This is a genomic window from Rothia mucilaginosa (assembly GCF_964211445.1).
Classification (GTDB): domain Bacteria; phylum Actinomycetota; class Actinomycetes; order Actinomycetales; family Micrococcaceae; genus Rothia; species Rothia mucilaginosa_E.
On record NZ_CAXOQT010000020.1, the window covers coordinates 1 to 23,491 of the forward strand.

The following is a 23,491-nucleotide window of genomic DNA, read 5'->3' on the forward strand; positions in this document are numbered from 1 at the left end:
GAATATTTTTAGCCTGCCAGGCGTGCAGCCAGGTAGGACTTCACCTGATCCAGAGCCACACGCTCCTGGTTCATGGTGTCACGCTCGCGGATGGTCACAGCCTGATCCTCGAGGGTATCGAAGTCCACGGTAATGCAGAACGGGGTACCGATCTCATCCTGGCGGCGGTAACGGCGACCAATAGCGCCCGCCTCGTCGTAGTCCACGTTCCACAGGCCGCGCAGCTCGTTCGCCAGCTTGGTTGCCGGCTCAGACAGCTCAGCCTTCTTCGACAGCGGCAGAACAGCAGCCTTCACCGGTGCCAGGCGCGGGTCAAGCTTCAGCACGACGCGCTTGTCCACGCCACCCTTGGTGTTGGGTGCCTCGTCCTCGACGTATGCGTCGACGAGGAACGCCATCATGGAGCGGGTCAGACCGAAGGACGGCTCAATCACGTAGGGTACGTAACGCTCGCCGGTAGCCTGGTCGAAGTACTCGAGCTTCGCGTTGGAGTGCTTGTTGTGCACGCCCAGGTCGTAGTCGGTACGGTTCGCAACGCCCATCAGCTCGCCCCACTCGGAGCCCTGGAAGCCGAAGCGGTACTCAACGTCAATGGTGCCAGCCGAGTAGTGTGCACGCTCTTCCTTAGGAACGTCGAAGCGGCGCATGTTGTCCGGGTTGATGCCCAGGTCAACGAACCAGTTCCAGCAGTCCTCAACCCACTCGTTGAAGTACTTGTCAGCGTCGTCCGGGTGCACGAAGTACTCGATTTCCATCTGCTCGAACTCGCGAGTACGGAAGATGAAGTTACCGGGGGTGATCTCGTTACGGAACGACTTACCGATCTGGCCAATACCGAACGGCGGGCGCTTGCGGGATGCAGTGACCACGTTGTTGAAGTTCACGAAAATACCCTGAGCGGTCTCGGGGCGCAGGAAGTGCAGACCCTCCTCATTGTCGACCGGGCCCAGGTAGGTCTTCATCAGACCGGAGAAGTTCTGCGGTTCGGTCCACTCGCCGCGGGTGCCACAGTTCGGGCAGGCAATCTCTTCCATACCCTCGGCTGCGCGGCCCTTCTTCGCCTCAAAGTTCTCCAGCAGGTGATCCTGACGCAGGCGCTTGTGGCAGGAGAGGCACTCAACCAGCGGGTCGGTGAAGGTCGCCACGTGACCGGATGCCTCCCACACTGCACGGGGCAGAACAACGGAGGAGTCCAGGCCGACCATGTCCGCGCGGGAGCGGACAAAACGCTGCCACCACTGCTGACGGATGTTTTCCTTCAGTTCTGCACCGAGGGGGCCGTAGTCCCATGCGGAGCGGGAACCGCCGTAAATTTCACCGGCCTGGAAAACAAAGCCGCGGCGCTTCGCAAGCGCAATAACGTTATCGAGGGTGGACTTTTCAGCCATAGTTACTCCTTCTGCCCCGCCACCGGCTGTGACGTGCGTGAGTTCGGGTTCATAAGGGGCGAGGCCCAGAACGGGGCGCCCGTATTCGCGCTCATCGGCGCAATATGCACACTTTTTGATGCAAGACACTAGGGTACCATCACCACCCCACCCCTGGGTATGCCCACCCGGCCCACCACTCCCCCAAATCTCTGGAAGCCAGGATGCACCCGGCGGGATAAACTAGAAAGCATGGAAGAAATTTTTATTCGCGACGACATGATCCGCCTCGGCCAGTTCCTCAAGCTCGCCAACCTCGTAGAGGACGGCGCGCAGGCACGCGAGGTCATTCAGCACGGCCTGGTCAAGGTCAACGGCGACATTGAAGAAGCACGCGGCAAACAGCTGCACCCCGGCGACACCGTCAGCTTTAACGGCGTAACTGTGAAGGTCGCGCACGAGGACTAGTCCTCTCTCTGTTTGGTTAGGGCTACGTGCGAGGGACGATGCTCGCCCTCGTTCCTCTCCCCCGGCCCAAGGAAGCGGCCGGTGCGCACCTTCCTACGCTCCTACAGGGGAACCCACCCTCTCGGGCGCTCCGCTCTCTCCTTGCTTCGCTGCGGAGAGCGCCCGAGAGGGTACCCTGATGTCGCTTCCGGAAGGTGCACCGGCACGCTCCGACCGTGGGGGTTGAGAGCGCCCGGCTGACACCCTGAGGGCGCATCCGGAAAATAAGGCTAAACGTAAAGCCCCCGAGTCGTCAGACCCGGGGGCTTTCCATATAGTCGATTTAGGCGTCGGAGCCGTCAGCGGTGCCGGTCGCCTCCGCAACCTTCTGCGCACGAATACGCGGCTCCTTACCCTGCACCTTCACCTCCAGGAACTCGCCCACGTGGCGAATCTCCATGGCGCTCACGCCGTGATCCATTCCACCCATCTCGTCCATGGTCCCCATATGACCCTGAAAGGGTGCGCTTCATGGTGGAGCCTTTCAGGGTCATATGGGGCAGTGGGAGAAGTGGTGAATCAGTGGACGGCGGTGGATGCCGGAGTAGGCGTGGTGTGTTCCTCCTTCGGACTGGTGGGAGCCAGGTGGGCCGGGTCCAGATCAATCCGGCGTAGCAGCTGAGCGTTAAGCGCCACCACAATCGTCGACAGCGACATCAACACCGCAGCAGCAGCCGGGGGAAGCAGAATGCCGCTAGAGGCGAGCACGCCGGCGGCCAGGGGCACGGACAAGATGTTGTAACCGGACGCCCAGATGAGGTTCTGGATCATCTTGCGGTAGCTGGCCTGCGAGAGCTCAATCATCGACAATATTGCCCGGGGATCGTCACTGGCCAGGACCACTCCGGCGGATTCCATTGCCACATCCGTGCCGGCCCCGATGGCGATGCCGACCTCGGCGCGGGCCAGGGCCGGGGCGTCGTTGACACCGTCGCCGACCATGGCCACGCTCAGGCCACGCTCCTGTAGCTGGGTGACCTTGGTGTCCTTGTCCTGGGGCAGGACCTCGGCGAAGACCTCATCAATCCCCAGGTCCTGGCCAACCGCATGGGCCACCTGCTGCGCGTCACCGGTAATCATCGCGACCTTCACCCCGCGGTCCTGCAGGGCTTTCACAGCGGCGCGGGATTCGGGGCGGATCTTGTCCTCGACGGCCACCGCACCGATAATCTGACCGTCGCGGACAATATGGAGCACACCGGCCCCACGCCCGGTCCAGGCGCTGGTGGTGTCGGTGAGCTCAGCCGGGGTGGTGAGGTTGAACTCGCGCAGCATGTTCGGCCCGCCCACGAGGATCTCAGCGCCATCGACAGTGGCCCGGACCCCCCTGCCGGAGGCGGCGCTGAAACCAGTTGCACGGATTTGCCGACGAGAGGCCTCGGGATGGGCGGCCGCGGCCGCCACGATGGCGCGGGCCACGGGGTGCTCGCTGTCGGCCTCCGCGGCGGCGGCCAGGGCCAGCAGCTCGCCCTCGGTGACGCCGACAGTTGCCGCGACACCGGTGACCGCGTGCGCGCCCTCGGTCAGGGTGCCGGTTTTATCGAAGAGCACCACGTCGATGGTGCGCATCCGCTCGAGCGCCATCCGGTCCTTGATGAGCACCCCGGATTTCGCGGCCCGCTCGGTGGAGATCGCAATGACCAGCGGAATCGCCAGACCCAAGGCGTGCGGGCAGGCGATGACCAGCACCGTGACCGTGCGCACCACGGCATCGTCCGGGCTGCCGATGGTGGTCCACACCACCGCGGTGATCAGAGCAGAGATCAGCGCAAACCAGAACAACAACGCCGCCGCCCGATCCGCCAGGGCCTGGGCCCGGGAGGAGGACTCCTGTGCGTCGGCAACCATGCGTTGGATCCCGGCCAAGGCGGTGTCCCCGCCGGTAGCCTCCACCCGGACGCGGACGGTGTTGTCGGTGGCCACGGTACCGGCGACCACCTTGTCACCGGTGTCGCGGAAGACGGGACGGGATTCGCCGGTGATCATCCCCTCATCGAATTCGGCGGCTCCGTCGATGATGGTTCCGTCGGCCGGCACCCGGGCACCGGCCCTCACCAGCACGACGTCGCCGACGACCAGCTCGGAGATGTCCACGGTGCGGGTGGTCCCATCGATGACTTTCTCGGCCTCATCCGGCAGCAGGGCAGCCAGCGCGTCAAGCGCGGAGGATGCACCCCCGAGAGCGCGCATCTCCAGCCAGTGGCCCAGCAGCATGATGGTCACCAGCAGGGCCAGCTCCCACCAGAAGTCCAGGTCAAAACCGCCCAGCCCCAGAGTGGTGACCCAGGAGGCGACAAACGCCACGGTGATGGCCATGGCAATCAGGAGCATCATCCCGGGTTGGCGGGATTTCAGTTCCTTCCATCCGCCCTTGAGGAAAGGCGTTCCGCCGTAGACGAAGATGATCGTGTCCAGTACCGGGGGAATCCAGGTGGATCCGGGGAATTCCGGGAGGGGGTAGCCGAGCAGGTGGGCGACCATGGGGCTGAAAATAACGACGGGAATGGACAGAATCAGTGACCACCAGAAGCGTTCCCGAAACATTGCGGTGCTGTGCCCGGCGTGTTCGCCGTGACCATGAACCTGGTGGTCTTCGTCCAGGGCAGAGTGCGGGTGACCGTGGTGCATCGCGTGGCCGTGGGTGTCGGCGTCTGCGTGGTGTTCGTGGCTGGCATGATCCGGGTGGTGGGTGTGGTCTGTTTCTGGAGCGGGGTGATCACCATGGTGATCGCCGGAATGGTGGGGAGTGTTCATGACGTTCCTTTCGCTCAACCCGGTCGGGGTCGAGATGATGGGTAAATCGATCAGGATAAGACGGTGTAGCCGGTCGCCTCGATAGCCCGGCGAACCATCTCCGGAGGTACGACACCGGTGACCGTGACGGTGGAAACACCACCAGCAGCGAGATCAACCTGGACGTCGTCGACCTGGGGGAGAGCCTGAAGGGCCTGGGTCACGCTTTTCGCGCAGTGCCCGCAGGTAAGGCCGGTGACCTGGTAGCTAGAGGAGGACCCTCCTGCTGACGAGTCGCTGGCGGCAGGGTTGGAGACGGTGTCGGCACGTGAGGCAGGTCCGCAACAGCTACAGCTGTGGGAGGCCATCGGCAAGAGGCGGGGCGGGGAGGTGATCATGGGAAAACTCCTACGGGTCGGTGGGATGCGGCGATGCTACTCTCCAGCATATACCCCCGGGGGGTATATTTTCAAGAGGTGGAGGGCACGGCCCTCACGCAGGGCAGGGCGAGGGCAACCAGTAGCTCGAACTCCTTGCGGGTGAGCTCCATGGTCGTCTCCCCCACCCGCGCCTGATGGGCGACGAGGTCAAGGATGAGGTCACCAACGATTAAGGGAGTGGTCACCTGCGGTGGGGTGGTGCTGGTGCGCGGGCGGCACAGCACCGCATGCACCCGGGTCACCAATTCCCGAATGCTAAAAGGTTTGGTGATGTAGTCATCAGCCCTCAGGGTCAAACCGCTGATCTTGTCGTCCTCGCTGCCACGCGCGGTGAGCATGAGGATGTAGCAGTCCGAGAAGGTGCGGATCCGTCGGCACACCTCCAGGCCGTCGAGTTCGGGCAGCCCCAGATCCAGCACCACAACATCGGGGGAAAAGCGACGGGCCTCGTCCACGGCCTGGGTGCCGGTGTGCGCCTGGCGGGTATCGAAGCAGGCCCCGAGGTCACCGCCCTGGCGCATGCCTTCAACACTAAGGCCGACCGGCTGGAACACACCGAACAGGTCCGCCGCCAGATGCTCTCTAATCTGGCCCATGAAATGGGCATCCCCCCTATCGGTGCTCACGGTCTGCCTCGATGGTCTCCAAGACGGGGTCGTGGACTGGAATAATGCCACCCACACGATCATGGCTGACCAACTCGCCCGCCTAACCCGGTTGATGGAAGACATCGACGATGTCTCCCTGGCCCAGGAACACCGGATCGATTTGGACCTGGCGGAGGAAGGGTATAGCGTCCCACCCACCCAGCCCTGCAGGAACGAGGACGATAACCGTCTTCCCAAGCGGAACCGTGCTTAGCCATGCGGAGACAAAGCTAAACGTAAAGCCCCCGAGTTGATGACCCGGGGGCTTTCCATATGTCGTTTTAGGAGTCAGAACCGTCAGCGGTGCCGGTCGCCTCCGCAACCTTCTGCGCACGAATACGCGGCTCCTTACCCTGCACCTTCACCTCCAGGAACTCGCCCACATGGCGAATCTCCATGGCACTCACGCCGTGGCCCGCACCGGCGTACAGCACCTTGATGCCGTCGGTGTACTTGCGGATCCAGTCGTAGGTGTAGTTCACCATCTCCTGCGGGATGACGGGGTCTTCCTGGTCGCGGCCGAAGAACACCGGCAGTTCGGTCTTCTTCAGCTCCTCGTCCTTGAAGTACGGCGAATCAGAGTCCACGGCGTAGCCGGACAGGCCCACCACGGCGGCAAACTCGCCGGGAGCGTGACGCACCATGGAGGTTGCGATGCCCATGCCCTGCGAGAAGCCCAGCAGGGTCACCGAAGCGTACGGTTCGCGGTTCTCGCGCACCCACTCCAGCACGTAGTCGCTCGCCTGTTCGATGGCGCGCTGGTCAGATTCGAGCTGCTGGTTCAGCGGGTACCACTGGTAGCCGATAGCGTCTGCGGCAATGTAGGCGCCGGTCGAGTCCGCAGAGAACTGAGTACCAACCGGCTGCGGGGCGCGCATGGAGGCGTAGGTGAAGCCCTCCTGCGGAAGGTGCGCCGCCAGGGACAGCAGGTCGTGCTCCTGGGAGCCGTAGCCGTGCAGCAGGAGCACCAGGTGGGTGCCTGCGCGTTCGTTCTCGGGGCGGGTGTATTCGACGACGTATTTGTTTTCGCTCATGAACCCATCTTAGCGAGGACTCCCCCAATAAACCTGCACCGCGGGTTCCGCCGCTAGCTTGACCCTCACCTAACGTCAGGTTCTACAGTGAAACCATGGACGCGAACAGAACACCACCTGACGGGCAGCATGAATACACCGTAGGAGAAGCGGCATCATTGCACGGGCTAACAGTCCGCACACTGCACCACTGGGAGCAGCGAGGCCTACTCAACCCGGCACACGATGAGTTCAACGGGTACCGGTACTACACCGATACAGACCTTGAACGAATCACCGTCATCATGGGGTACCGCGCCACCGGCATGAGCCTTGACGCTATTCGCAACATACTGCAGGACGAAGCGAACAGCACCGAGCATCTACTCGCTCAGCGGGATATGCTTCAACGCAAAATCGTCGCGTACAAGCGCATGCTTGAAACCATCGAACACCTTTTGGAGGACGCTATGGCACCTAAAAATGAGCAGCTCAGCGCTGCTGAGAAAGCAGAAATTATGGGCGAGGGGTTCAGCCTCACTCACCAGCAGGAGGCGCAGGAACGTTACGGAAAAACTGACGACTGGGCAGAATATCAGCGCCGTACTGCAACGATGAACCGTGCCGACTGGCAGAACGGCAAACAGCAGGTTGAGGAGGTGGAACAGGCCCTCGTCGAGGCGTTCAACCGCGGCGTGAAGCCGGGTAGCGAAGAGGCGAACGCGCTCGCCGAGCGGCACCGCGCCTCCCTGTTCTTCTTTGAGGTCACCCCCGCCAAGCACGCCATTCTGGCTCGCGGCTACGTTGAGGATGCCCGCTTCAAGGCGCACTACGAGAAGCTTGCGCCCGGGCTTGCGGAGTGGCTGAGGGAGGTCATCTTTGAGAATGCTCGCGCACACGGTGTCAACCCCGAGGAAGCTACCTGGGGATAGACCTTCAGCCTGAGAGTACCCAGTAACTAGGGGTGAATAGCCGAGCATGCCAGCTGAGCACAAAAATACGCCCGGTATTCCCAACGTTGGGAATACCGGGCGTTTATACGCGTCTGCAGAAGACTAGTTACCTAGCGGGTGCCGTCGAGGTGACTGCGGTGCTCCTGAATACGGCGATCCAGGTGCTCAAGGTTCTGCTGCAACCCCGCAATCTCGTTTTCAATCTTTCGGCGGGCTCGCTCCATCACATCGACGGAGAGGGCGTGATCATCCGGGTTGTCCAAGATTGTACGAATGTCGGCAAGACTCATGCCGGCCTGACGGCAGGTAGCAATAAACCGTGCTGCGGAGATAGACTCCTCATCAAAAATACGGGTTCCGTGAGCATCACGGGGCACCGCAATGAGCCCCTCTTTTTCGTAATAGCGCAGGGCGTGGGTGCTCACCCCCAACTGCTCCGCTACCTCTTGAATACTTACCACAACGTTAATGCTATGGGGTTAGAGCTGGTCTAAAGCAAACCGAGAACCTTTACCTTCCAGTGCAACAGGAGGCTACTTCCGCGGTATCTCGCGGAGCTTTCAAAAGTACTATAAAAACCGGAAAATATTCCCTGACTTGGCACAATAGTCCACAAATATATGCAAAGAAACGCCGGATGCTCGCATTACGCAAGCACCCGGCGTCTCCATACCTAACCTTTAGGGTGAAGGTTAATTCTCGGCGGGCGGAAGAACCTGTGAAGACACTCTCTGCCGGCACGGAATTTACCCGTATGTAGGTGGTCTAAACAGTCCCCAGAGGGGCACGGTCAACACCTCCAAAGCTGGCGGTTCTAGTGGGTCGCCGTAGCGTACAGACGAGTCATCGAGTCCAGCGCCTCACGCTCACGCTGCGCCTCGCTCGGGGTAACAGAACCCTCCTCAACACCCAGCGCACGAGCCAGGATACGCTCAACCTGCTTCGACTCAATCAGGAAGCCGTCATGGCCGTGGTTCGACTCAATAATGTCCACGGTAACCGGGGTGGGCAACGCCTCCGCCAGGCGGTGCGACTCATGCGGGAAGAACAGGCGGTCCGTGTTTACCGCCGCAATCGTCCACTCGCAATCGGTGTGAGCCAGCGCCTGCGCCAGGGTGCCGCGGCCACGAGCCACATCATGCGAAATCAGTGCCTCGTTGACCGCCAGGTAGCTGTTCGCGTCAAAACGCTCAACCAGCTTGGCACCGTGGTGGTCCAGGTAGCTTTCGATAGCGTAGCGGCCACGCGGCTCACCCAGAGAGCCACCCACGGTGCTTTCGCCGCGGTTTTCCTCGCGGCCGAAGCGGTGCTCCAGCTCGGCGGGGCTACGGTAGGTGGTGTGCGCAATACGGCGTGCCAGGGCAAGACCCGCAGTCGGCGCAGGACCGTTGTAGTAGTCGCCGCCGGCGAAGTTCGCGTCCGAACGAATCGCAATGTTCTGGGTGTGAGCCCAGGAAATCTGCTCGGCAGTAGCCGAAGGGCCGGAGGCAATCACCGCGCATCCGCGCACCAGCTCGGGGTTGGTTGCCGCCCACTCCAGGGCGCGAGCGCCGCCGAGGGAACCACCAATCACGTAGCGGAAGCTGGTCACGCCCAGGGCACGAGCCAGGTGCGCCTCGGCACGTACCGAGTCGCGGATGCTCACCTGCGGGAAGCGGGAACCCCAATGCTCGCCGGCGCCCGGGTAGCCCTCGGGAATGATGCTTGCCGGGCCGGTGGAACCGTAGCAGCCGCCCAGAATATTGGGGGCAATCACGAAGTAGCGGTTGGTGTCCACAACCGAGCCGGGGCCCACGATGCCCTCCCACCAGCCGTCCGATTCGATAGCGCGAATCAGCGGGGCGGGCATGTCCGGGGTGGGTACGCCGCGGGAGACGTGCGTATCACCGGTGAGCGCGTGCAGAATCAGGATGGCGTTATCGCCAGCCTCGTTGAGAGTACCCCAGGTTTCGTAGCCGATGGTGACCTGCGGCAGGGTTACGCCGGATTCGAGCTCCAGGTCGCCGATGTTCAGCTGACGCAGGTAGCCTTGCGCTTCGGGGTGCTCGCGCTGGGTGCCCGCCACAGGGATGGGTGCGGTGACAGGCTGGTTGATAGTGCCGGGCTGGGTGGTGCCGGACTGGCTAGTGCTCTGGGTGGTCATGGGGTCCCTTCACTGGGTTGGCCGGCGAGGTGGTGCCGGGTGTGAGCGGGGTACTCGTCTGCGGGTAGAAGAAGCAACAGGTTGGGCGGCATCAACGCCGCTCAATCGCAAAATGCTCCGTAACGGGGAATCCGCAGGTGGCCCGAAAAGCCGTAGTCTTTCCGGTCCACCTGCGGGTTGCATCACCGTTTAGGAGAGGGTGTCGAAGCCCAGCTGCAGGTCGGCGAGAATATCGTCAATGTTCTCAATACCGACTGCCAGGCGCACAAAGTTCGGGTACACGCCAATCTTTTCCAGCTCTTCAGCGGAAAGCTGGGAGTGGGTGGTGGAGGCGGGGTGAATCACGAGCGAGCGCACGTCACCGATGTTCGCCACGTTGGAGTGCAGCTTCAGTGCATCCACGAAGTCGCGGGTCTGCTCCAGGGTTGCGCCCTTGAGGGTGAAGCCGAGCACCGCGCCGGGGCCCTTGGGCAGGTACTTCTGTGCACGCTCGTACCAGGGGGAGGATTCCACGCCAGCCCAAATAACCTTGTCGACCTGCGGGTTTGCTTCGAGCCAGTGGGCGACCTTGGTGGCGTTCTCGATGTGGCGTTCGATGCGCAGGGAGAGGGTCTCCAGGCCGATGCCGATGTTGAAGGCGTTGGTCGGGGAGATTGCGGCGCCGGTGTCGCGCAGCAAGGAGACGCGTGCCTTCAGAATGTAGGAGAGGTTCGCGCCGAATGCGGAGTCCTTGCCCAGGTCGCGTGCGTAGACCAGGCCGTGGTAGCCGGGGGCGGGCTGGTTGAACTTGGGGAACTTCTCGGGGTCTGCACCGTAGTCGAAGTTACCGGAGTCAACAATCACGCCGCCGATGGAGGTGCCGTGGCCACCCAGGTACTTGGTGGCGGAGTGGACCACCACGTCCGCGCCGTGCTCGATGGGGCGCAGCAGGTAGGGGGTGGGTACGGTGTTGTCCACAATCAGGGGCACACCGTTTTCGTGCGCAATCTTGGCGATGGGCTCAATGTCGAGCACGTCGTTGCGGGGGTTGGGCACGGACTCGCCGTAGAAGAGCTTGGTGTTGGGGCGGACTGCGGCGCGCCATGCATCCAGGTCGTCCGGGTCCTCAACGAAGGTGGTTTCGATACCGAGGTCGGCGAGGGTGTACTTGAGCAGGTTGTAGGTGCCGCCGTACACGGAGGGCGAGGCGACCACGTGGTCACCAGCACCGGCAATGTTCAGGATTGCGTAGGTGATAGCTGCCTGACCGGATGCCAGCAGCAGCGCGCCAACGCCGCCTTCCAGGGAGGCGATACGGTTTTCGATAGCTTCCTGAGTGGGGTTGTTGAGGCGAGTGTAGATGGGGCCCAGCTCGGCGAGAGCGAAACGGTTCGCTGCCTGCTCGGCGCTGTCAAAGACGAAGGAAGTGGTCTGGTAGATGGGTAGTGCCCGAGCTCCCGTTGCGGCATCCGGTGCCTGTCCCGCGTGGATCTGGCGGGTTTCGAACTTCCAACCGGCGGGGTTGGCGGGAGTCGGGACGGTAGTGTTGTTGCTCATGCGTGGCTCTCCTAAGGGGATAGTTAGGGGGCCGCATGCCGATTGGTACAGGAATCGTCGTCGAATAATCCTGTCACGATTGATGTACCGTTTTCGGTCACATCGGTCCCGCGCTTGCGTCACGCTTGTGCGTGCCGCCTGGTCTTCACCCAGGGCACCCCACCGCGGAGGAGGGTTGCCGGCCAGCTAGCTGGGGCTTGTCGCTGGCGCTCTTGACCTGTTATTTAGAGTGTCACAGGGCACGGGGCGGGGTCAAGAGTTTTGTGGGTGGAGGGTACTTTAAGACATTTCATTGCAAAGATGACGTTTTTTAACGTCCGTAACAAAAAAACCGCCTGCAACAAAACGTTGGCGACAATGCCGGGTGGCAACCGAGGGGTTTGAAAGCCCCCTTCCACATACAGTAACCCCCATCACTTTTATCCGCGCTTTTCGGTACACTGAGACTACAACACTGACTACACATACATTCGCGCAGGGCGCGGCGCACTACACCGTTTATCCTGCCCAGCTTCCCTCCGGTATAGGGGCCAGAGGGCCATACCCGAAGGTTACCTACCATGTCTCTTGTTCTTGACGCCGCGCAGCTCAGCCGCGTCTTTGGCAAAGGTGAAAACGCTTTTACCGCCGTCGACCGTGTGTCCCTTCGCATCAGCTCCGGTGAGATTCACGCCCTCCTCGGCCCCAATGGCGCGGGCAAAACGACAACTGTGCAAATGTGCTCGACCCTGCTCACTCCTACCAGCGGCGCCCTCACCGTGAACGGTATCGACGCCATCGCTCACCCGCAGCGAGCGCGCCGTCACGTGGGCCTCGCACTCGGCGGGGATAGCGGTTTCTACCCGCGCGCCAGTGCCCGCGATAACCTGCTGTTCTTCGCCGATGTTGCGGGGGTTTCCGGGCGAGCTCGACGACACGAGGTGGAGCATGCCCTAGCCCGCGTGGAGCTCTCCGACGCTGCGACGCGGCCCGTCCAGGAGTTTTCTCGCGGCATGAAGCAGCGCCTACACATCGCCAGGGCGTTGCTCGGTTCCCCCTCCCTGCTCCTGCTGGATGAACCGACCAACGGGCTCGACCCCGATATCGCCCTGACCGTGCGCGCGCTGATCCGTTCCCTCGCGGAGGACGGCACCGCCGTTCTGCTGACAAGTCACCTGCTGGGCGAAATCGAGGATTTGGCGCATACCATCACCGTGTTAGGCGCCGGCTCCGTTGCTGTGAGCGGTAGCCTCGAAGACGTTGCCGCGCACGCCGGTATTGCCGCCACGACCGTGGTGCAGGTTGAAGCCACCGCCACAGAGGGTCTCGATGCGCTGCGTAGCTTCCTCGGTGACCGGGCGACAGTACTTTTTGCTCCGCGTGGCTCCGGCTGGGAGCTGACCCTCTACTGGCACGGCGAGCGCGCCACGTTCGAGGCGGGCGAGGCACACCGCATCCTGGCGGAGGGGCTTGCCGCCGCGAACATTGGGGCACGTACCGAACCGTACACGCGCCCGGCAACCCTGGAAGAGGCATACCTGGCAATGGCGGAGGGGCTCAAGCGATGAACGCGAAGACGCGGCGTCCGGAAGAGGCCCAGCGGCAGGATTGGCAGTACGATCTGCGGCAGGAATGCGCCCGCCAGCTGCGGCTGATGAGCTTTAGCCTGCGGCAATTCCTGACGGTTCCGTACTTTATTCAGCTGCTCATCAGCACGGTGCTCGGCTCGGTCATCCTTCAGGCTCTTGCCGTGCACGCGGCGGCGCTGAGCTCCGCGGGGCATTCCGTTGACCCGACTCTCGCGTGGACTCGCGCGGGCATTGTGGGCATGTGGTCGGTCTGCATCGTGTCTGCGGGCATTATCAATTTTGAGCGTTTCCGCGGGACCCTCGTGTACCTGTGTTCGGGGTCGGTCTCTCCCGTGCGGGTGCTGGCGGCTATTGTTTCGAGCGCCTCCATTGTGGGCCTGGCGGCTTTGCCTCTATCGTGGGCGGTTTGGGCTCTCGTGACGCTCAACCCGCAGGTCACGGACTTTTCCGTCCTCTGGCCGCGTTACGTTCTGGGCGTTCCCCTGCTGTGGCTTGCCTGCCTGTCGGTCACGTTCATGATTGCGGTGTTCTTCGTGGCGACGCCGAACGCTATCGCCTATGAGGAGCTGCTCCTCGTGCCTGTGTTTATTCTTTCCGGGGTTCTCTTCACGACGGTTGAGGCGCCCGCCTGGCTGGACGCCGCGGGCGTACTCATTCCCCTGCAGGCGCCGGTGCACCTGTTGCTTGGGCGTATCCCTATTAACACCCCGGCGGATGCGCTCCTGCCCGTTGCGCAGACGCTCGCCGTGAGCCTCGCTTGGGCGGCGTGTGCCTTCCTCTTCGCCCGGAAGGCTCTCGCCTCCGCCCGTCGTCGCGGCACCCTGGGGGCGATGTAGCGTGCGTGTTACTGATTCCCTACCCGGCGTGGTGCGCCGGGCACTGTCTACCGCCTCTATTGGCTGGTCGTCGTCGATTACCTTTGCGACCCTCGGAACGGCCATCACGACCCTGGTGCTCGTGCCGGGCCTCAACGTGCTTTTCACTGTGCTTTTGGGTGCCGACCTCGCCGCGAACGATACGGTGCGCATCGGCTGCGCGACCGCACTGATTGCCACCCTCAGCTCGGTGGCCGCCGGCATTGTCGCGCGCGTCGCTACCGACCGGTGGATTGGCGTCTTCGAGTACGTCTGCACGGCACGCCCGGTGGATGCGGGCTACTGGCTGGGCGCCGCGGCGGTACCCGCGCTGTTGGCCTCCGTGACGGGCCTGAGCAACGTGGGCATCGTGTGGCTGCTATCCCTCACTGCGCCCTCCACCGGGGCGGCTTCGGGGCTTCTACTCAGCGCCATTGCGCTGATGCCGGTTGCGGTTTTGGGAGGGGTCTGCCTGGGTATTTTTGCCGCCGGGCTGGGCCTGTACCTGTCGGATCCGTACACCGGGTCCAATTTTCTGTCGATTATTCTGCCGGTGAGCGCGGGCGTGATTGTGCCGGTGAGTACCTACCCCGGCTGGCTTGCGTGGCTGTGTTCCTGGGTTCCCGGATCCCGGCTGGTGCAGGCTTTAGATACCTCTAGCGGTATTGCGGGCGGCGCCGCACCAGATCTGTTCGCGCTCCTGGCGGCAGACACGGCACTGGCGGGACTCTACGCCGCGGCGGGGTTGGGGCTGACCTTCCTTGCCGCCCGCCGCATCCGCGCCGGTGCCCGCGCCTCGCTACTATAAGGCATAACACCCCTCGAGATAAACGAGATAAAAAGAACGAACCTTTTAAGCGCCCCCCCCCCGGCGCGCTATCAGGGCATGACAACCAACCGGGCGCCGCAACCCAGAAAGACTATTCCTGTGACCAGTACTCCCGCCTCATACACCTTAGAGACCTTAGGCTTCGACCCCTCCTGGCAGGGCGCGGCAATTCGCGCCGCGTTCACCATCGGGGGTACCCTCGAAGACTTCACCCTCGCCCGCGTCAGCGCCGTGCACCGCACCCGCTGCGAGCTACTGACCTGCGAGCAGGGCGAACTTGTGAAGCTCTCCGCTCCCCTGCGCCCGGTCGAAAACGACTACGGCGAAGAAGAGTACCCCGTCGTGGGCGACTGGGTACTCGCTCAGCCCATCCCCGGGACCGGTAGCGATAGCCAGCCCGCGGAGCATAAGCCCCTCGCGATTCTGCCCCGCCGAAGCTACCTCACCCGCCCCAGCGCCATCCGCGAATCCGCAGATCAGCCCGTCGCCGCCAACGTGGACATGCTCTGCATCGTTGAGCCGTGCTTCCCGGAGCCGTCCATCGGGCGCGTTGAACGCTACACCGCCCTGGCGCATGCCTCCGGGGTGCAGGTCGCGCTGATTCTCACCAAGGGTGATTTGGTGACGGCGGAACAGCTCGCCAGTTATAGGGACTCACTCGCAGGCGGTGTGGATGCGGTACTCACCGTCTGCACGGATAACGGCTACGACCCTACCCCGGTTGCGGAGCTTGTCGCCGGGCGTACCGCCGCGTTCCTGGGCCGCAGCGGCGCCGGAAAATCTACCCTCGTCAACGCCCTGCTCAACCCCGGAGTTGATCCTCGCGAAGATGCTCCAGAGAACCAGGTGCAGGCTACTTCCGCGGTTCGCGGCGCCGACGGCAAGGGGCGCCACACCACCACCAGCCGCCAGATGATTGTTCTGCCCGGTGCTGGAAACTTCGGTACTGGAGAATCCGGCGCAGAAGGCTCCGATGCAGAGCCCTCACTCGGCACGGTACTGATCGACACCCCGGGCGTGCGAGCCCTCGCCGCCACGAGCGACAGCGCCGCGATTGACGAAACCTTCGACGACGTCTCCAGCTACGCCTCCTCCTGCCGGTACAGCGACTGCTCCCACGGCTCCGAACCCGGATGCGCGGTGCAGCAGGCGCTCGCCGACGGCACCCTCGACCCCGAACGTTTCGAACGCTACCGCAGGATGATGGCAGAATCCGCGCGCCTGCGCCTGCGCTCCCAGGAGCGCGAGTACCGGCAGAGTAACCGCGCCTTCACGAAGGCGAACAAGGCGGGCCGCCGTACCCTCATGTCCATTAAGGGCCGTGCCAACTAGCCGCCGGACGCGCCCATTCCGGCGAGGCTTCAGCGGGGCTTCAGCGGGGCTTCCACAGGCTGAGCCGGGCAACCCCGCGTAGACGGCAATATAGTAGCCTCCCTCACTCTTCGATACACTAGAACTAGGCGTGCCCACAGGCCCCCGCACACCCTCACCGCCACCGCGGCGGCGAAGGAACGCGGGCGCAGACGGCACACACCATTCACAAACCCATAACTCATTGAAAGAGGTGGCAGCATGGCTGAACAGAACCTCACCCCGCCCGTACCGAAGAAGGTCGAGCACCGCCGCGAACACCACGGCGACGTCTTCATCGACCACTACGAATGGCTCCGCGACAAGGAAAGCGAAGAGGTCCTCGACTACCTCAAGGCAGAAGCCGAATACACCGAAGCTGTCACCGCAGACCAGCAGCCCCTCCGCGAGTCCATCTTCAACGAGATTAAGAACCGCACCCTGCTGTCGGATCTGACCGTCCCGAACCGTATCGGTGACTGGTGGTACTACAGCCGCATGGTGCCCGGCGGCCAGTACCCCGTCTTCTACCGTTACCCTGCCCTGCACGAAGGCGACGAGGTGGTGCGCTACACCCCGCCGACTGTCACCCCCGGTGAGGTGCTTGAGGGTGAGGTCGTCATCCTCGACTGCAACGAATACGCCAAGGACATGGAGTTCTTCTCCCTGGGCAGCTTCCAGCCGGCACGTAACGGTAAGCTGCTGAGCATCTCCGTGGACGAGAAGGGCGACGAACGCTACGAGCAGCGCTTCCTCAACATGGAAACCGGCGCCTTCCTCGAAGACACCATCCCCAACATTGCGGCTGGCTCCTTCTTCATCAACCACGCCGAACAGCTCATCTACGTGGTCCCCGACGACTCCTGGCGCCCCTGGCGTGTCTACGTGCACGACGTCGGACAGGGCACCGAAGATCACCTCATCTACGAAGAGCCCGACAACACCATGTGGCTCTCCGCCGCTATGAGCTCCGACCGTTCCTCCGTGGTGCTCACCAGCTCGAACTCCGAGTACACCGAGGTACGCATCGTCCCGACCCGCGAACCCAAGGGCGAGCCGGCCCTGCTCATCCCCAAGAGCGCGGGCATCGAATACTACGCCGAGCCGCTCAACATTGCCGGCGAGCAGCACCTGCTGATTCAGCACGACTACAATGCGCTGAACTCCGAGCTGGTGCTCGCAGACATGCCGCGCGAAGGCGAAAGCCTCGAGGAGTACGCACAGCGCTGGGTACCCGTCATCCGCCACAGCGAACACGTGCGCCTGGAGGGCTTCACCTTCACCGCAACGCACCTGGTCGTTACCGCCCGCGCGGACACCACCACCCGCATCTTCCTTGCACCGCGTGAGCAGCTGCCCATCCAGTGGCGCCGCCGCCGACCCGCCGGCGTGACCTTCATGGAGCCCGCCGGTTTCGACGAGGAGCTGTACACCGCATCCGTACTGCGTGCGGAGAACTACTCCCCCGTGCTGCGCATCGCCTACACCTCGTACCTGACCCCGCGCCGCGTCTACGACTACTTCCCCATGTCGCAGACCCTGCTGCTGCGCCGCGAAACCCCCGTGCTGGGCGGCTACAACCGCGAGGACTACCGTGCCTACCGCGACTGGGCACCGGCGGCGGACGGCACGCTCATCCCGATTTCCGTGATTCACCGCGCCGACCTGGACATGAGCAAGCCGCACCCGGTCATCCAGTACGGTTACGGCTCCTACGAGTCGTCCATGGACCCGATGTTCTCCATCCCGATGCTGTCGATCCTGGACCGCGGCGTCATCTACGTCATCGCGCACATTCGCGGCGGCGGCGAGATGGGCCGCTCCTGGTACCAGAACGGCAAGAAGCTCGCGAAGAAGAACACCTTCACCGACTTCGTGGACGTCACCAGCTACATTGCGGCGAAGCCCTGGGCTGATGAGGCGCGTATCGGCTGCTACGGCGGTAGCGCGGGCGGCCTGCTCATGGGTGCCGTGCTGAACCTCGCCCCCGAAAAGTACGCCGCCTGCCTGGCAGCCGTGCCGTTCGTGGATGCGCTGACCACCATCCTCGACCCGGAGCTTCCGCTGTCGGCGATGGAGTGGGAAGAGTGGGGCAACCCGATTGAGGACCCCGAGGTCTACGCCTACATGAAGTCGTACACCCCGTACGAGAACATCCGCCCGGTCCGCTACCCGGCAATTGCTGCGGTGACGAGCCTGCACGACACCCGCGTGCTCTACGTGGAGCCCGCCAAGTGGATTGCGGCGCTGCGTGAGCAGATTGACCCGTCGTCGCCGGTGCCGCTGCTGAAGATTGACATGTCGGGCGGTCACGGTGGTGGTTCCGGCAGGTACACACGTTGGCGTGAAATCGCGTGGGATTACGCGTTCCTGCTGACCAACCTCGGCGTTACTGAGTAACTCATCTCTTAAATAGAACGCTCCGTCTGTATCCAAGTGATACGGACGGAGCGTTCTTCGTTTTCGTTCTGAGTATGAGGGCCGGTGTTCGTCCTCGTTCCTACAGGGGCACCCGCCCTCGCTTCGCTTCGGGCACCCTGATGTCACTACGGACGACACCGCCCCTCCACACGACGCACCAAGCCTAGCCGGAGCGGGGTAGCTATACCCTCCGGAAGCGACATCAGGGTACCCTCTCGGGTGCTCTCCGCAGCGAAGCAAGGAGAGAGCGGAGCGCCCGAGAGGGTGGGTTCCCCTGCAGGAGCGGAGGAAGGGTATAGCGTACCCACCCCCCTACCTATAGGAACGCGGACGATGACCGCCTTTCCAAGCGGAAGCAACCGTGCAGAGCCATACGGAACCAGTCACGGACTTTAGAGAGCGCAAGAGGCGCCGTCTCCCACACGGGAGACAGCGCCTCTTTCGCTAGAGCCGGATCAGCGGAAAAGCTTAGCCTTCCACGCCGCACTCAGCCAGAATCAGCTCACGCACGCGGGCGGCGTCAGCCTGACCACGGGTAGCCTTCATGACCTGACCGACGATAGCGCCAGCAGCCTGAATCTTGCCGGCACGAATCTTGTCGGCAACGTCGGGCATTGCTGCCAGTGCTTCCTGGACGGCTGCGGTGAGTGCGCCGTCGTCGGAGACCACGGCGAGGCCGCGTGCCTCAACGATTTCGGCGGGGGTGCCTTCACCGGCGAGGACGAACTCGAGCACCTGGCGGGCAATCTTGTCGTTGATCTTGCCTTCGCTGATGAGAGCTTCGAGGGCGACCACGGTTGCGGGCTCCACGCCGAGGGCGGTGAGCTCAACCTCGGCCTGCTTTGCGCGTCGGGCGATTTCGCCCATCCACCACTTGCGGGCTGCTGCTGCGGTTGCGCCTGCGGCGACGGTCTCTTCGATGACGTCGAGTGCGCCAGCGTTGACGACGTCGCGGAACTCTTCGTCGGAGTAGCCCCACTCGCCCTTGAGGCGGCGGCGGCGTTCTGCCGGGGGTTCGGGCAGTTCGGCGCGCAGGCGCTCAATCCATTCGCTGTTGGTGACGACCGGTACGAGGTCCGGTTCGGGGAAGTAGCGGTAGTCGTCGGCGTCGGACTTGGGGCGGCCCGAGGAGGTTTCGCGGGTGTCTTCGTGCCAGTGGCGGGTCTCCTGGGTGACCTTTTCGCCGCGTTCGAGGATTGCGGCGTGGCGGCGAATCTCGTAGCGGACGGCGCGTTCGACCGAGCGCAGGGAGTTCACGTTCTTGGTCTCGGAGCGGGTGCCGAACTTCTCTGCGCCCTTGGGCATGAGGGAGACGTTGGCGTCGCATCGGACGTTACCGCGTTCCATGCGGGCGTCGGAGATGCCGAGGGAGCGTACGATGTCGCGGATTGCGGCAACGTAGGCGCGTGCCAGTTCGGGTGCGCGCTCGCCGGCACCGACGATGGGTCGGGTGACGATCTCGATCAGGGGCACGCCTGCGCGATTGTAGTCGACCAGGGAGGAGGTTGCACCCTGGATTCGGCCGTCTGCGCCGCCGACGTGGGTGAGCTTGCCTGCGTCTTCTTCCATGTGGGCGCGTTCAATTTCGACGGTGAAGATGGTTCCGTCTTCGAGCTCGACGTCCAGGGAGCCGTTTTCCGCGATGGGGCCGCCAGCCTGGGAGGTCTGGAAGTTCTTCGGGGAGTCCGGGTAGAAGTAGTTCTTGCGGGCGAAGTAGGACTTGTCTGCAATGTCGCAGCCCAGTGCCAGGCCGAGCTTGATGGCGGACTCGACGGCGGTCTTGTTCACCATGGGCAGCGCGCCGGGCAGGCCGAGCGATACGGGGGTGACGTTGGTGTTGGGTTCGTCGCCGAACTCGTTGGGTGCGGAGTCGAACATCTTGGTCTTGGTGTTGAGTTCGACGTGCACCTCGAAGCCGAGGACCGGGTCGTACTTTTCGATGGCTTCTTCGAAGCTGAGGACTTCTTCACTCATTACTTGGTTCCCCCAAAGTCAAAGTCGCGGATCAGAGTTTCGGTGTCGGGCAGGCTCTTGTAGAGCGGTGCGCCCCATTTTGCGGTGAGCAGTTCTTCGAGTGCTGCGCCGACGCGGTAGAGGCGTGCGTCTTCGCGTGCGGGTGCGGTGAACTGGATGCCGACGGGCAGGTTGTTCTCTTCGGAGAGGCCGCCGGGCAGGGAGAGCGCCGGGACGCCTGCCAGGTTGACGGGCACGGTTGCGACGTCGCCCAGGTACATTGCCATGGGGTCGCCTTCGGTCTTCTCGCCGAGCTTGAACGCGGTGGAGGGCGCGGTCGGGGAGATGAGCACGTCGCACTTTTCGAAGGCTGCCGCGTAGTCGCGCTGGATGAGGGTGCGTACGCGCAGTGCGGCGCCGTAGTAGGCGTCGAAGTTACCTGCGGACAGTGCGTAGGTGCCGAGGATGATGCGGCGCTTGACCTCGTGGCCGAAACCAGCGGAGCGGGTTGCGGACATGACGCGTTCGATGGTGACGGGGCCGTCTTCGGGTACGACGCGCAGGCCGTAGCGGACGCCGTCGTAGCGTGCCAGGTTGGAGGACACCTCGGAGGACATGATCATGTAGTAGGCGCTGATGGCTTCGGTGACGGAGGGCAGGGAGACCTCGATGATCTCTGCACCTGCGGCACGCAGCTCTTCGACGGATTCGCGGAAGCGTGCGAGGACACCAGCTTCGAAGCCTTCGCCGTCGCCGCCGCCGAGTTCCTTGATGACGCCGATGCGCAGGCCGGACAGGTCGCGCTTGCGTGCTGCTTCTGCGCCTGCCTTGGCTTCTTCAACGAAGTTGCCGGGCTCATCGGGCAGGGAGGTGGAGTCGAGCGGGTCGTGGCCTGCGATGGCTTCGTGGAGCAGTGCGGTGTCGAGCACGGTACGTGCGACGGGGCCGACCTGGTCGAGGGAGGATGCCATGGCGATGACGCCGTAACGGGAGACGGAGCCGTAGGTGGGCTTGACGCCGACGCTACCGGTCAGTGCTGCGGGCTGGCGGATGGAGCCGCCGGTGTCGGTGCCGAGCGCCAGGGGTGCCTGGAAGGCGGTGACGGCCGCTGCGGAGCCGCCGCCGGAGCCGCCGGGTGCGCGGTCGAGTGCCCAGGGGTTGCGGACTACGCCGAATGCGGAGTGCTCGTTGGAGGAGCCCATTGCGAATTCGTCGAGGTTGGTCTTGCCGAGGATGGGCATGCGTGCTTCGCGGACCTTGCGGGTGACGGTGCCGTCGTAGGGGCTCATCCAGCCTTCGAGCATGCGCGATGCTGCGGTGGTGGGCTGGCCCTTGGTGACGATGAGGTCCTTGACGGCGATGGGTACGCCTGCGAGCGGGGGCAGTTCCTTGCCTGCTGCGCGGTCTGCGTCCACTGCTGCTGCGGTGGCGAGTGCTTCTTCGGCGTTGATGTGCAGGAAGGCGTTGAGGCCGCTCTTGCCGTCTGCGCGGTTGTCGCTCAGGGGTGCGCCGTCGGTGGCTGCGATGCGGTCCAGGTGTGCCTGGGTGAGCTCGACGGAGGTGATTTCGCCGGATGCGAGCTTTTCTGCTGCTTCTGCGGCGGTGAGCTGGATCAGTTCGTTCACTTGGTTGTTCTCCTCTTAGTCTTCGTCGAGGATTGCCGGCACGCGGAACTTGCCGTCCTGTGCGTCGGGGGCGCCGGAGAGCGCCTCTTCCTGGGTGAGGGTGGTGACGGGCACGTCTTCGCGGAAGACGTTCTCGAGGGGGATGGGGTGGCTGGTCGCGGGGATGTCGGCAGTTGCTTTCTGCGACATGGTCTCAACGGATGCGACGATGACGTCCAGCTCAGACGCCATCGCGGTGAGTTCTTCATCGGTCATCTCAATGAGTGCCAGCGATGCCAGGTGCTTGACCTGTTCAAAGGTGATGGCAGACATGGTTCTCCCGTAGGTTGTTTTCTTGTCTCTTCTCTAGTGTAGTGGAGGTTGCGTGTTCCGTCTCATTGGGGGTTGGAGGGTTTACCTGCTGGTTTGTGCGTTTGGGGGGGGCGCCCTCTCCCCTATTTTTCGGGTTAAATGCTCAACGCCCCGCTCCTCGTGTGAGGTGCGGGGCGTTGGGCTACAACGTTTCCACGTTACGCTTCAGGGTTAATCCTTAGGCGGGGATGTTCAGAACCTGGCCGGGGAAGATCAGGTCAACGTTGTAGATGATGTCGGTGTTCGCAGCTGCGATTGCCTGGTAGCCGCCTGCAACGCCGAGCTTTGCAGCGATCAGCGAGAGGGAGTCACCGGGAACCACAGTGTAGGTGCCTGCTGCAGCCTTGGGAGCCGCAACGGGTGCTGCTGCGGGAGCCTCAGCTGCCGGTGCAGCGGGTGCTGCTGCGGGAGCCTCGACTGCTGCGGGTGCAACCTGAGCTGCCGGTGCTGCTGCGGGAGCCTCAACTGCTGCGGGTGCAGCCTGAGCTGCAGGAGCTGCGGGTGCAGCCTGTGCCGCGGGAGCGGTGTAGGTCTGCTGGGTCTGCGACTGTGCAGCCACGGTGGTGGTGGGCTCGGTGTAGGTGGGAGCTGCGCCGGTCTTGCCGTAGAGGCCAAGCTTAGCGGAGCATGCGGGCCATGCGCCCCAACCCTGGATAGCGAGCAGACGCTCGCCAGCCTCGATCTGCTGTGCACGGGAAGCGGTCGCGGGGGAGCCGGACATGCCGACGCCGTTCCAGGACTGCTGGGTGAACTGCAGACCGCCGTAGAAGCCGTTACCGGTGTTGATGGACCAGTTACCACCGGACTCGCACTGTGCCAGTGCGTCCCAGGTAGCACCGTCTACTGCGTTTGCAGCGGGCATCGACATGGTAGCTGCTGCAACGCCACCGATGGCGAGAGCTGCTGCGGTACGACGAATGGAAGTGTTCTTCATAATGCTCCTTGGGGCCGTCCCCGCTCGTTCCGTCCCCGGAACTCTAGCGCGGCGCCGCTCACCCTTTGATAACGAAGTAGGTTACTCATTTTCTGGCTCTACCATGTGAGCGGCTCTCCACCGATTTCATGTCACCGTGAGCGATCCTGCACTTGTGTGCGGGATCCGGTGGCACTTCCTCGATGGGGACGTGCGGTAGAACCGGGCATCGTTTCAAGCATTCCAAGCTTGAAACCACACAGGCGATTCCCTTGCGAGAATCTATCT

At 63.3% G+C, this 23,491-nt stretch carries 19 protein-coding genes, 2 pseudogenes and 1 riboswitch; of the genes and pseudogenes, 8 read left to right on the plus strand and 13 right to left on the minus strand.

Going from position 1 to position 23,491, the window contains the following annotated elements:
- Nucleotides 1-8: 8 nt before the first annotated feature.
- Complete coding sequence (locus AB8E48_RS06055) at nucleotides 9-1,388, minus strand: glycine--tRNA ligase (protein WP_368886101.1); 1,380 nt, start codon at nucleotides 1,386-1,388, stop codon at nucleotides 9-11.
- A 231-nt stretch (nucleotides 1,389-1,619) separates the two neighbouring features.
- Here AB8E48_RS06055 and AB8E48_RS06060 point away from each other — a divergent pair, with 231 nt between their 5' ends.
- Nucleotides 1,620-1,835, plus strand: coding sequence for an RNA-binding S4 domain-containing protein (locus AB8E48_RS06060; protein WP_060823767.1), 216 nt, complete (start codon nucleotides 1,620-1,622; stop codon nucleotides 1,833-1,835).
- Between the two features lie 322 nt (nucleotides 1,836-2,157).
- On the opposite strand, the gene AB8E48_RS06065 is transcribed toward AB8E48_RS06060, so the two are convergent.
- The 4 genes and pseudogenes from AB8E48_RS06065 to AB8E48_RS06080 form a co-directional block, all read right to left on the minus strand.
- On the minus strand, nucleotides 2,158-2,313 hold the full coding sequence (locus AB8E48_RS06065; RefSeq protein WP_368886102.1) for a hypothetical protein: 156 nt from the start codon (nucleotides 2,311-2,313) through the stop codon (nucleotides 2,158-2,160).
- A gap of 80 nt (nucleotides 2,314-2,393) precedes the next feature.
- Nucleotides 2,394-4,628, minus strand: coding sequence for a copper-translocating P-type ATPase (locus AB8E48_RS06070; RefSeq protein ID WP_439958499.1), 2,235 nt, complete (start codon nucleotides 4,626-4,628; stop codon nucleotides 2,394-2,396).
- A 50-nt stretch (nucleotides 4,629-4,678) separates the two neighbouring features.
- Nucleotides 4,679-5,005, minus strand: a complete 327-nt coding sequence (locus AB8E48_RS06075) for a heavy-metal-associated domain-containing protein (protein ID WP_005507048.1) — start codon at nucleotides 5,003-5,005, stop codon at nucleotides 4,679-4,681.
- Nucleotides 5,006-5,109: 104 nt separating this feature from the next.
- Nucleotides 5,110-5,568, minus strand: a pseudogene (locus AB8E48_RS06080) (response regulator transcription factor); the annotation flags it as partial.
- Here AB8E48_RS06080 and AB8E48_RS06085 point away from each other — a divergent pair.
- Nucleotides 5,530-5,836 (plus strand): annotated as a pseudogene (locus tag AB8E48_RS06085) (histidine kinase dimerization/phospho-acceptor domain-containing protein); the annotation flags it as partial. The pseudogenes AB8E48_RS06080 and AB8E48_RS06085 sit on opposite strands and share 39 nt — an antisense overlap.
- Before the next feature lie 139 nt (nucleotides 5,837-5,975).
- Here AB8E48_RS06085 and AB8E48_RS06090 read toward each other — a convergent pair.
- Nucleotides 5,976-6,728, minus strand: coding sequence for an alpha/beta hydrolase (locus AB8E48_RS06090; RefSeq protein WP_368886103.1), 753 nt, complete (start codon nucleotides 6,726-6,728; stop codon nucleotides 5,976-5,978).
- A gap of 95 nt (nucleotides 6,729-6,823) precedes the next feature.
- Between AB8E48_RS06090 and AB8E48_RS06095 the strand changes: the two genes are divergently transcribed.
- Nucleotides 6,824-7,639, plus strand: coding sequence for a MerR family transcriptional regulator (locus tag AB8E48_RS06095; protein ID WP_368886104.1), 816 nt, complete (start codon nucleotides 6,824-6,826; stop codon nucleotides 7,637-7,639).
- A 131-nt stretch (nucleotides 7,640-7,770) separates the two neighbouring features.
- Here the strand turns inward: AB8E48_RS06095 and AB8E48_RS06100 are convergent, their stop codons facing one another.
- From AB8E48_RS06100 to AB8E48_RS06110, 3 genes are all read right to left on the minus strand, one after another.
- Nucleotides 7,771-8,121: a MerR family transcriptional regulator gene (locus AB8E48_RS06100; RefSeq protein ID WP_012903963.1), complete on the minus strand. Its 351-nt coding sequence runs from the start codon at nucleotides 8,119-8,121 to the stop codon at nucleotides 7,771-7,773.
- Between the two features lie 353 nt (nucleotides 8,122-8,474).
- The gene (gene metX, locus AB8E48_RS06105; RefSeq protein WP_368886105.1) at nucleotides 8,475-9,803 is read right to left on the minus strand and encodes a homoserine O-acetyltransferase MetX; all 1,329 of its coding nucleotides are present in this window, start codon (nucleotides 9,801-9,803) and stop codon (nucleotides 8,475-8,477) included.
- Nucleotides 9,804-9,992: 189 nt separating this feature from the next.
- On the minus strand, nucleotides 9,993-11,339 hold the full coding sequence (locus tag AB8E48_RS06110; protein ID WP_368886106.1) for a bifunctional o-acetylhomoserine/o-acetylserine sulfhydrylase: 1,347 nt from the start codon (nucleotides 11,337-11,339) through the stop codon (nucleotides 9,993-9,995).
- Between the two features lie 105 nt (nucleotides 11,340-11,444).
- A riboswitch (SAM riboswitch) is annotated at nucleotides 11,445-11,557 on the minus strand.
- Nucleotides 11,558-11,899: 342 nt separating this feature from the next.
- On the opposite strand from AB8E48_RS06110, the gene AB8E48_RS06115 reads away from it, so the two are divergent.
- The 5 genes from AB8E48_RS06115 (at nucleotide 11,900) to AB8E48_RS06135 (ending at nucleotide 18,340) form a co-directional block, all read left to right on the plus strand.
- Nucleotides 11,900-12,886: an ABC transporter ATP-binding protein gene (locus tag AB8E48_RS06115; protein ID WP_368886107.1), complete on the plus strand. Its 987-nt coding sequence runs from the start codon at nucleotides 11,900-11,902 to the stop codon at nucleotides 12,884-12,886.
- Nucleotides 12,883-13,743, plus strand: coding sequence for an ABC transporter permease (locus AB8E48_RS06120; RefSeq protein ID WP_368886108.1), 861 nt, complete (start codon nucleotides 12,883-12,885; stop codon nucleotides 13,741-13,743). Before AB8E48_RS06115 ends, AB8E48_RS06120 begins: the two co-directional genes overlap by 4 nt.
- 1 nt (nucleotide 13,744) lies before the next feature.
- On the plus strand, nucleotides 13,745-14,569 hold the full coding sequence (locus AB8E48_RS06125) for an ABC transporter (protein WP_368886109.1): 825 nt from the start codon (nucleotides 13,745-13,747) through the stop codon (nucleotides 14,567-14,569).
- Between the two features lie 120 nt (nucleotides 14,570-14,689).
- Nucleotides 14,690-15,922, plus strand: a complete 1,233-nt coding sequence (rsgA, locus tag AB8E48_RS06130; protein WP_368886110.1) for a ribosome small subunit-dependent GTPase A — start codon at nucleotides 14,690-14,692, stop codon at nucleotides 15,920-15,922.
- Between the two features lie 240 nt (nucleotides 15,923-16,162).
- Entirely contained in the window at nucleotides 16,163-18,340 is a 2,178-nt protein-coding gene (locus tag AB8E48_RS06135) for a S9 family peptidase (RefSeq protein ID WP_368886111.1), read from the plus strand.
- A gap of 489 nt (nucleotides 18,341-18,829) precedes the next feature.
- On the opposite strand, the gene gatB is transcribed toward AB8E48_RS06135, so the two are convergent.
- The 4 genes from gatB to AB8E48_RS06155 all read right to left on the minus strand — a co-directional run bounded on the left by gatB (nucleotide 18,830) and on the right by AB8E48_RS06155 (nucleotide 23,224).
- Nucleotides 18,830-20,335, minus strand: a complete 1,506-nt coding sequence (gene gatB / locus AB8E48_RS06140) for an Asp-tRNA(Asn)/Glu-tRNA(Gln) amidotransferase subunit GatB (protein WP_049355301.1) — start codon at nucleotides 20,333-20,335, stop codon at nucleotides 18,830-18,832.
- Nucleotides 20,335-21,939, minus strand: coding sequence for an Asp-tRNA(Asn)/Glu-tRNA(Gln) amidotransferase subunit GatA (gene gatA / locus AB8E48_RS06145; RefSeq protein WP_070819077.1), 1,605 nt, complete (start codon nucleotides 21,937-21,939; stop codon nucleotides 20,335-20,337). The genes gatB and gatA overlap by 1 nt, the downstream gene beginning before the upstream one ends.
- Nucleotides 21,940-21,954: 15 nt before the next feature.
- A complete protein-coding gene (gatC, locus tag AB8E48_RS06150) occupies nucleotides 21,955-22,251 on the minus strand; it encodes an Asp-tRNA(Asn)/Glu-tRNA(Gln) amidotransferase subunit GatC (protein WP_005507016.1) in 297 nt (98 codons plus the stop codon).
- A gap of 217 nt (nucleotides 22,252-22,468) precedes the next feature.
- Nucleotides 22,469-23,224: a transglycosylase family protein gene (locus tag AB8E48_RS06155; protein ID WP_368886112.1), complete on the minus strand. Its 756-nt coding sequence runs from the start codon at nucleotides 23,222-23,224 to the stop codon at nucleotides 22,469-22,471.
- Between the last annotated feature and the right edge of the window lie 267 nt (nucleotides 23,225-23,491).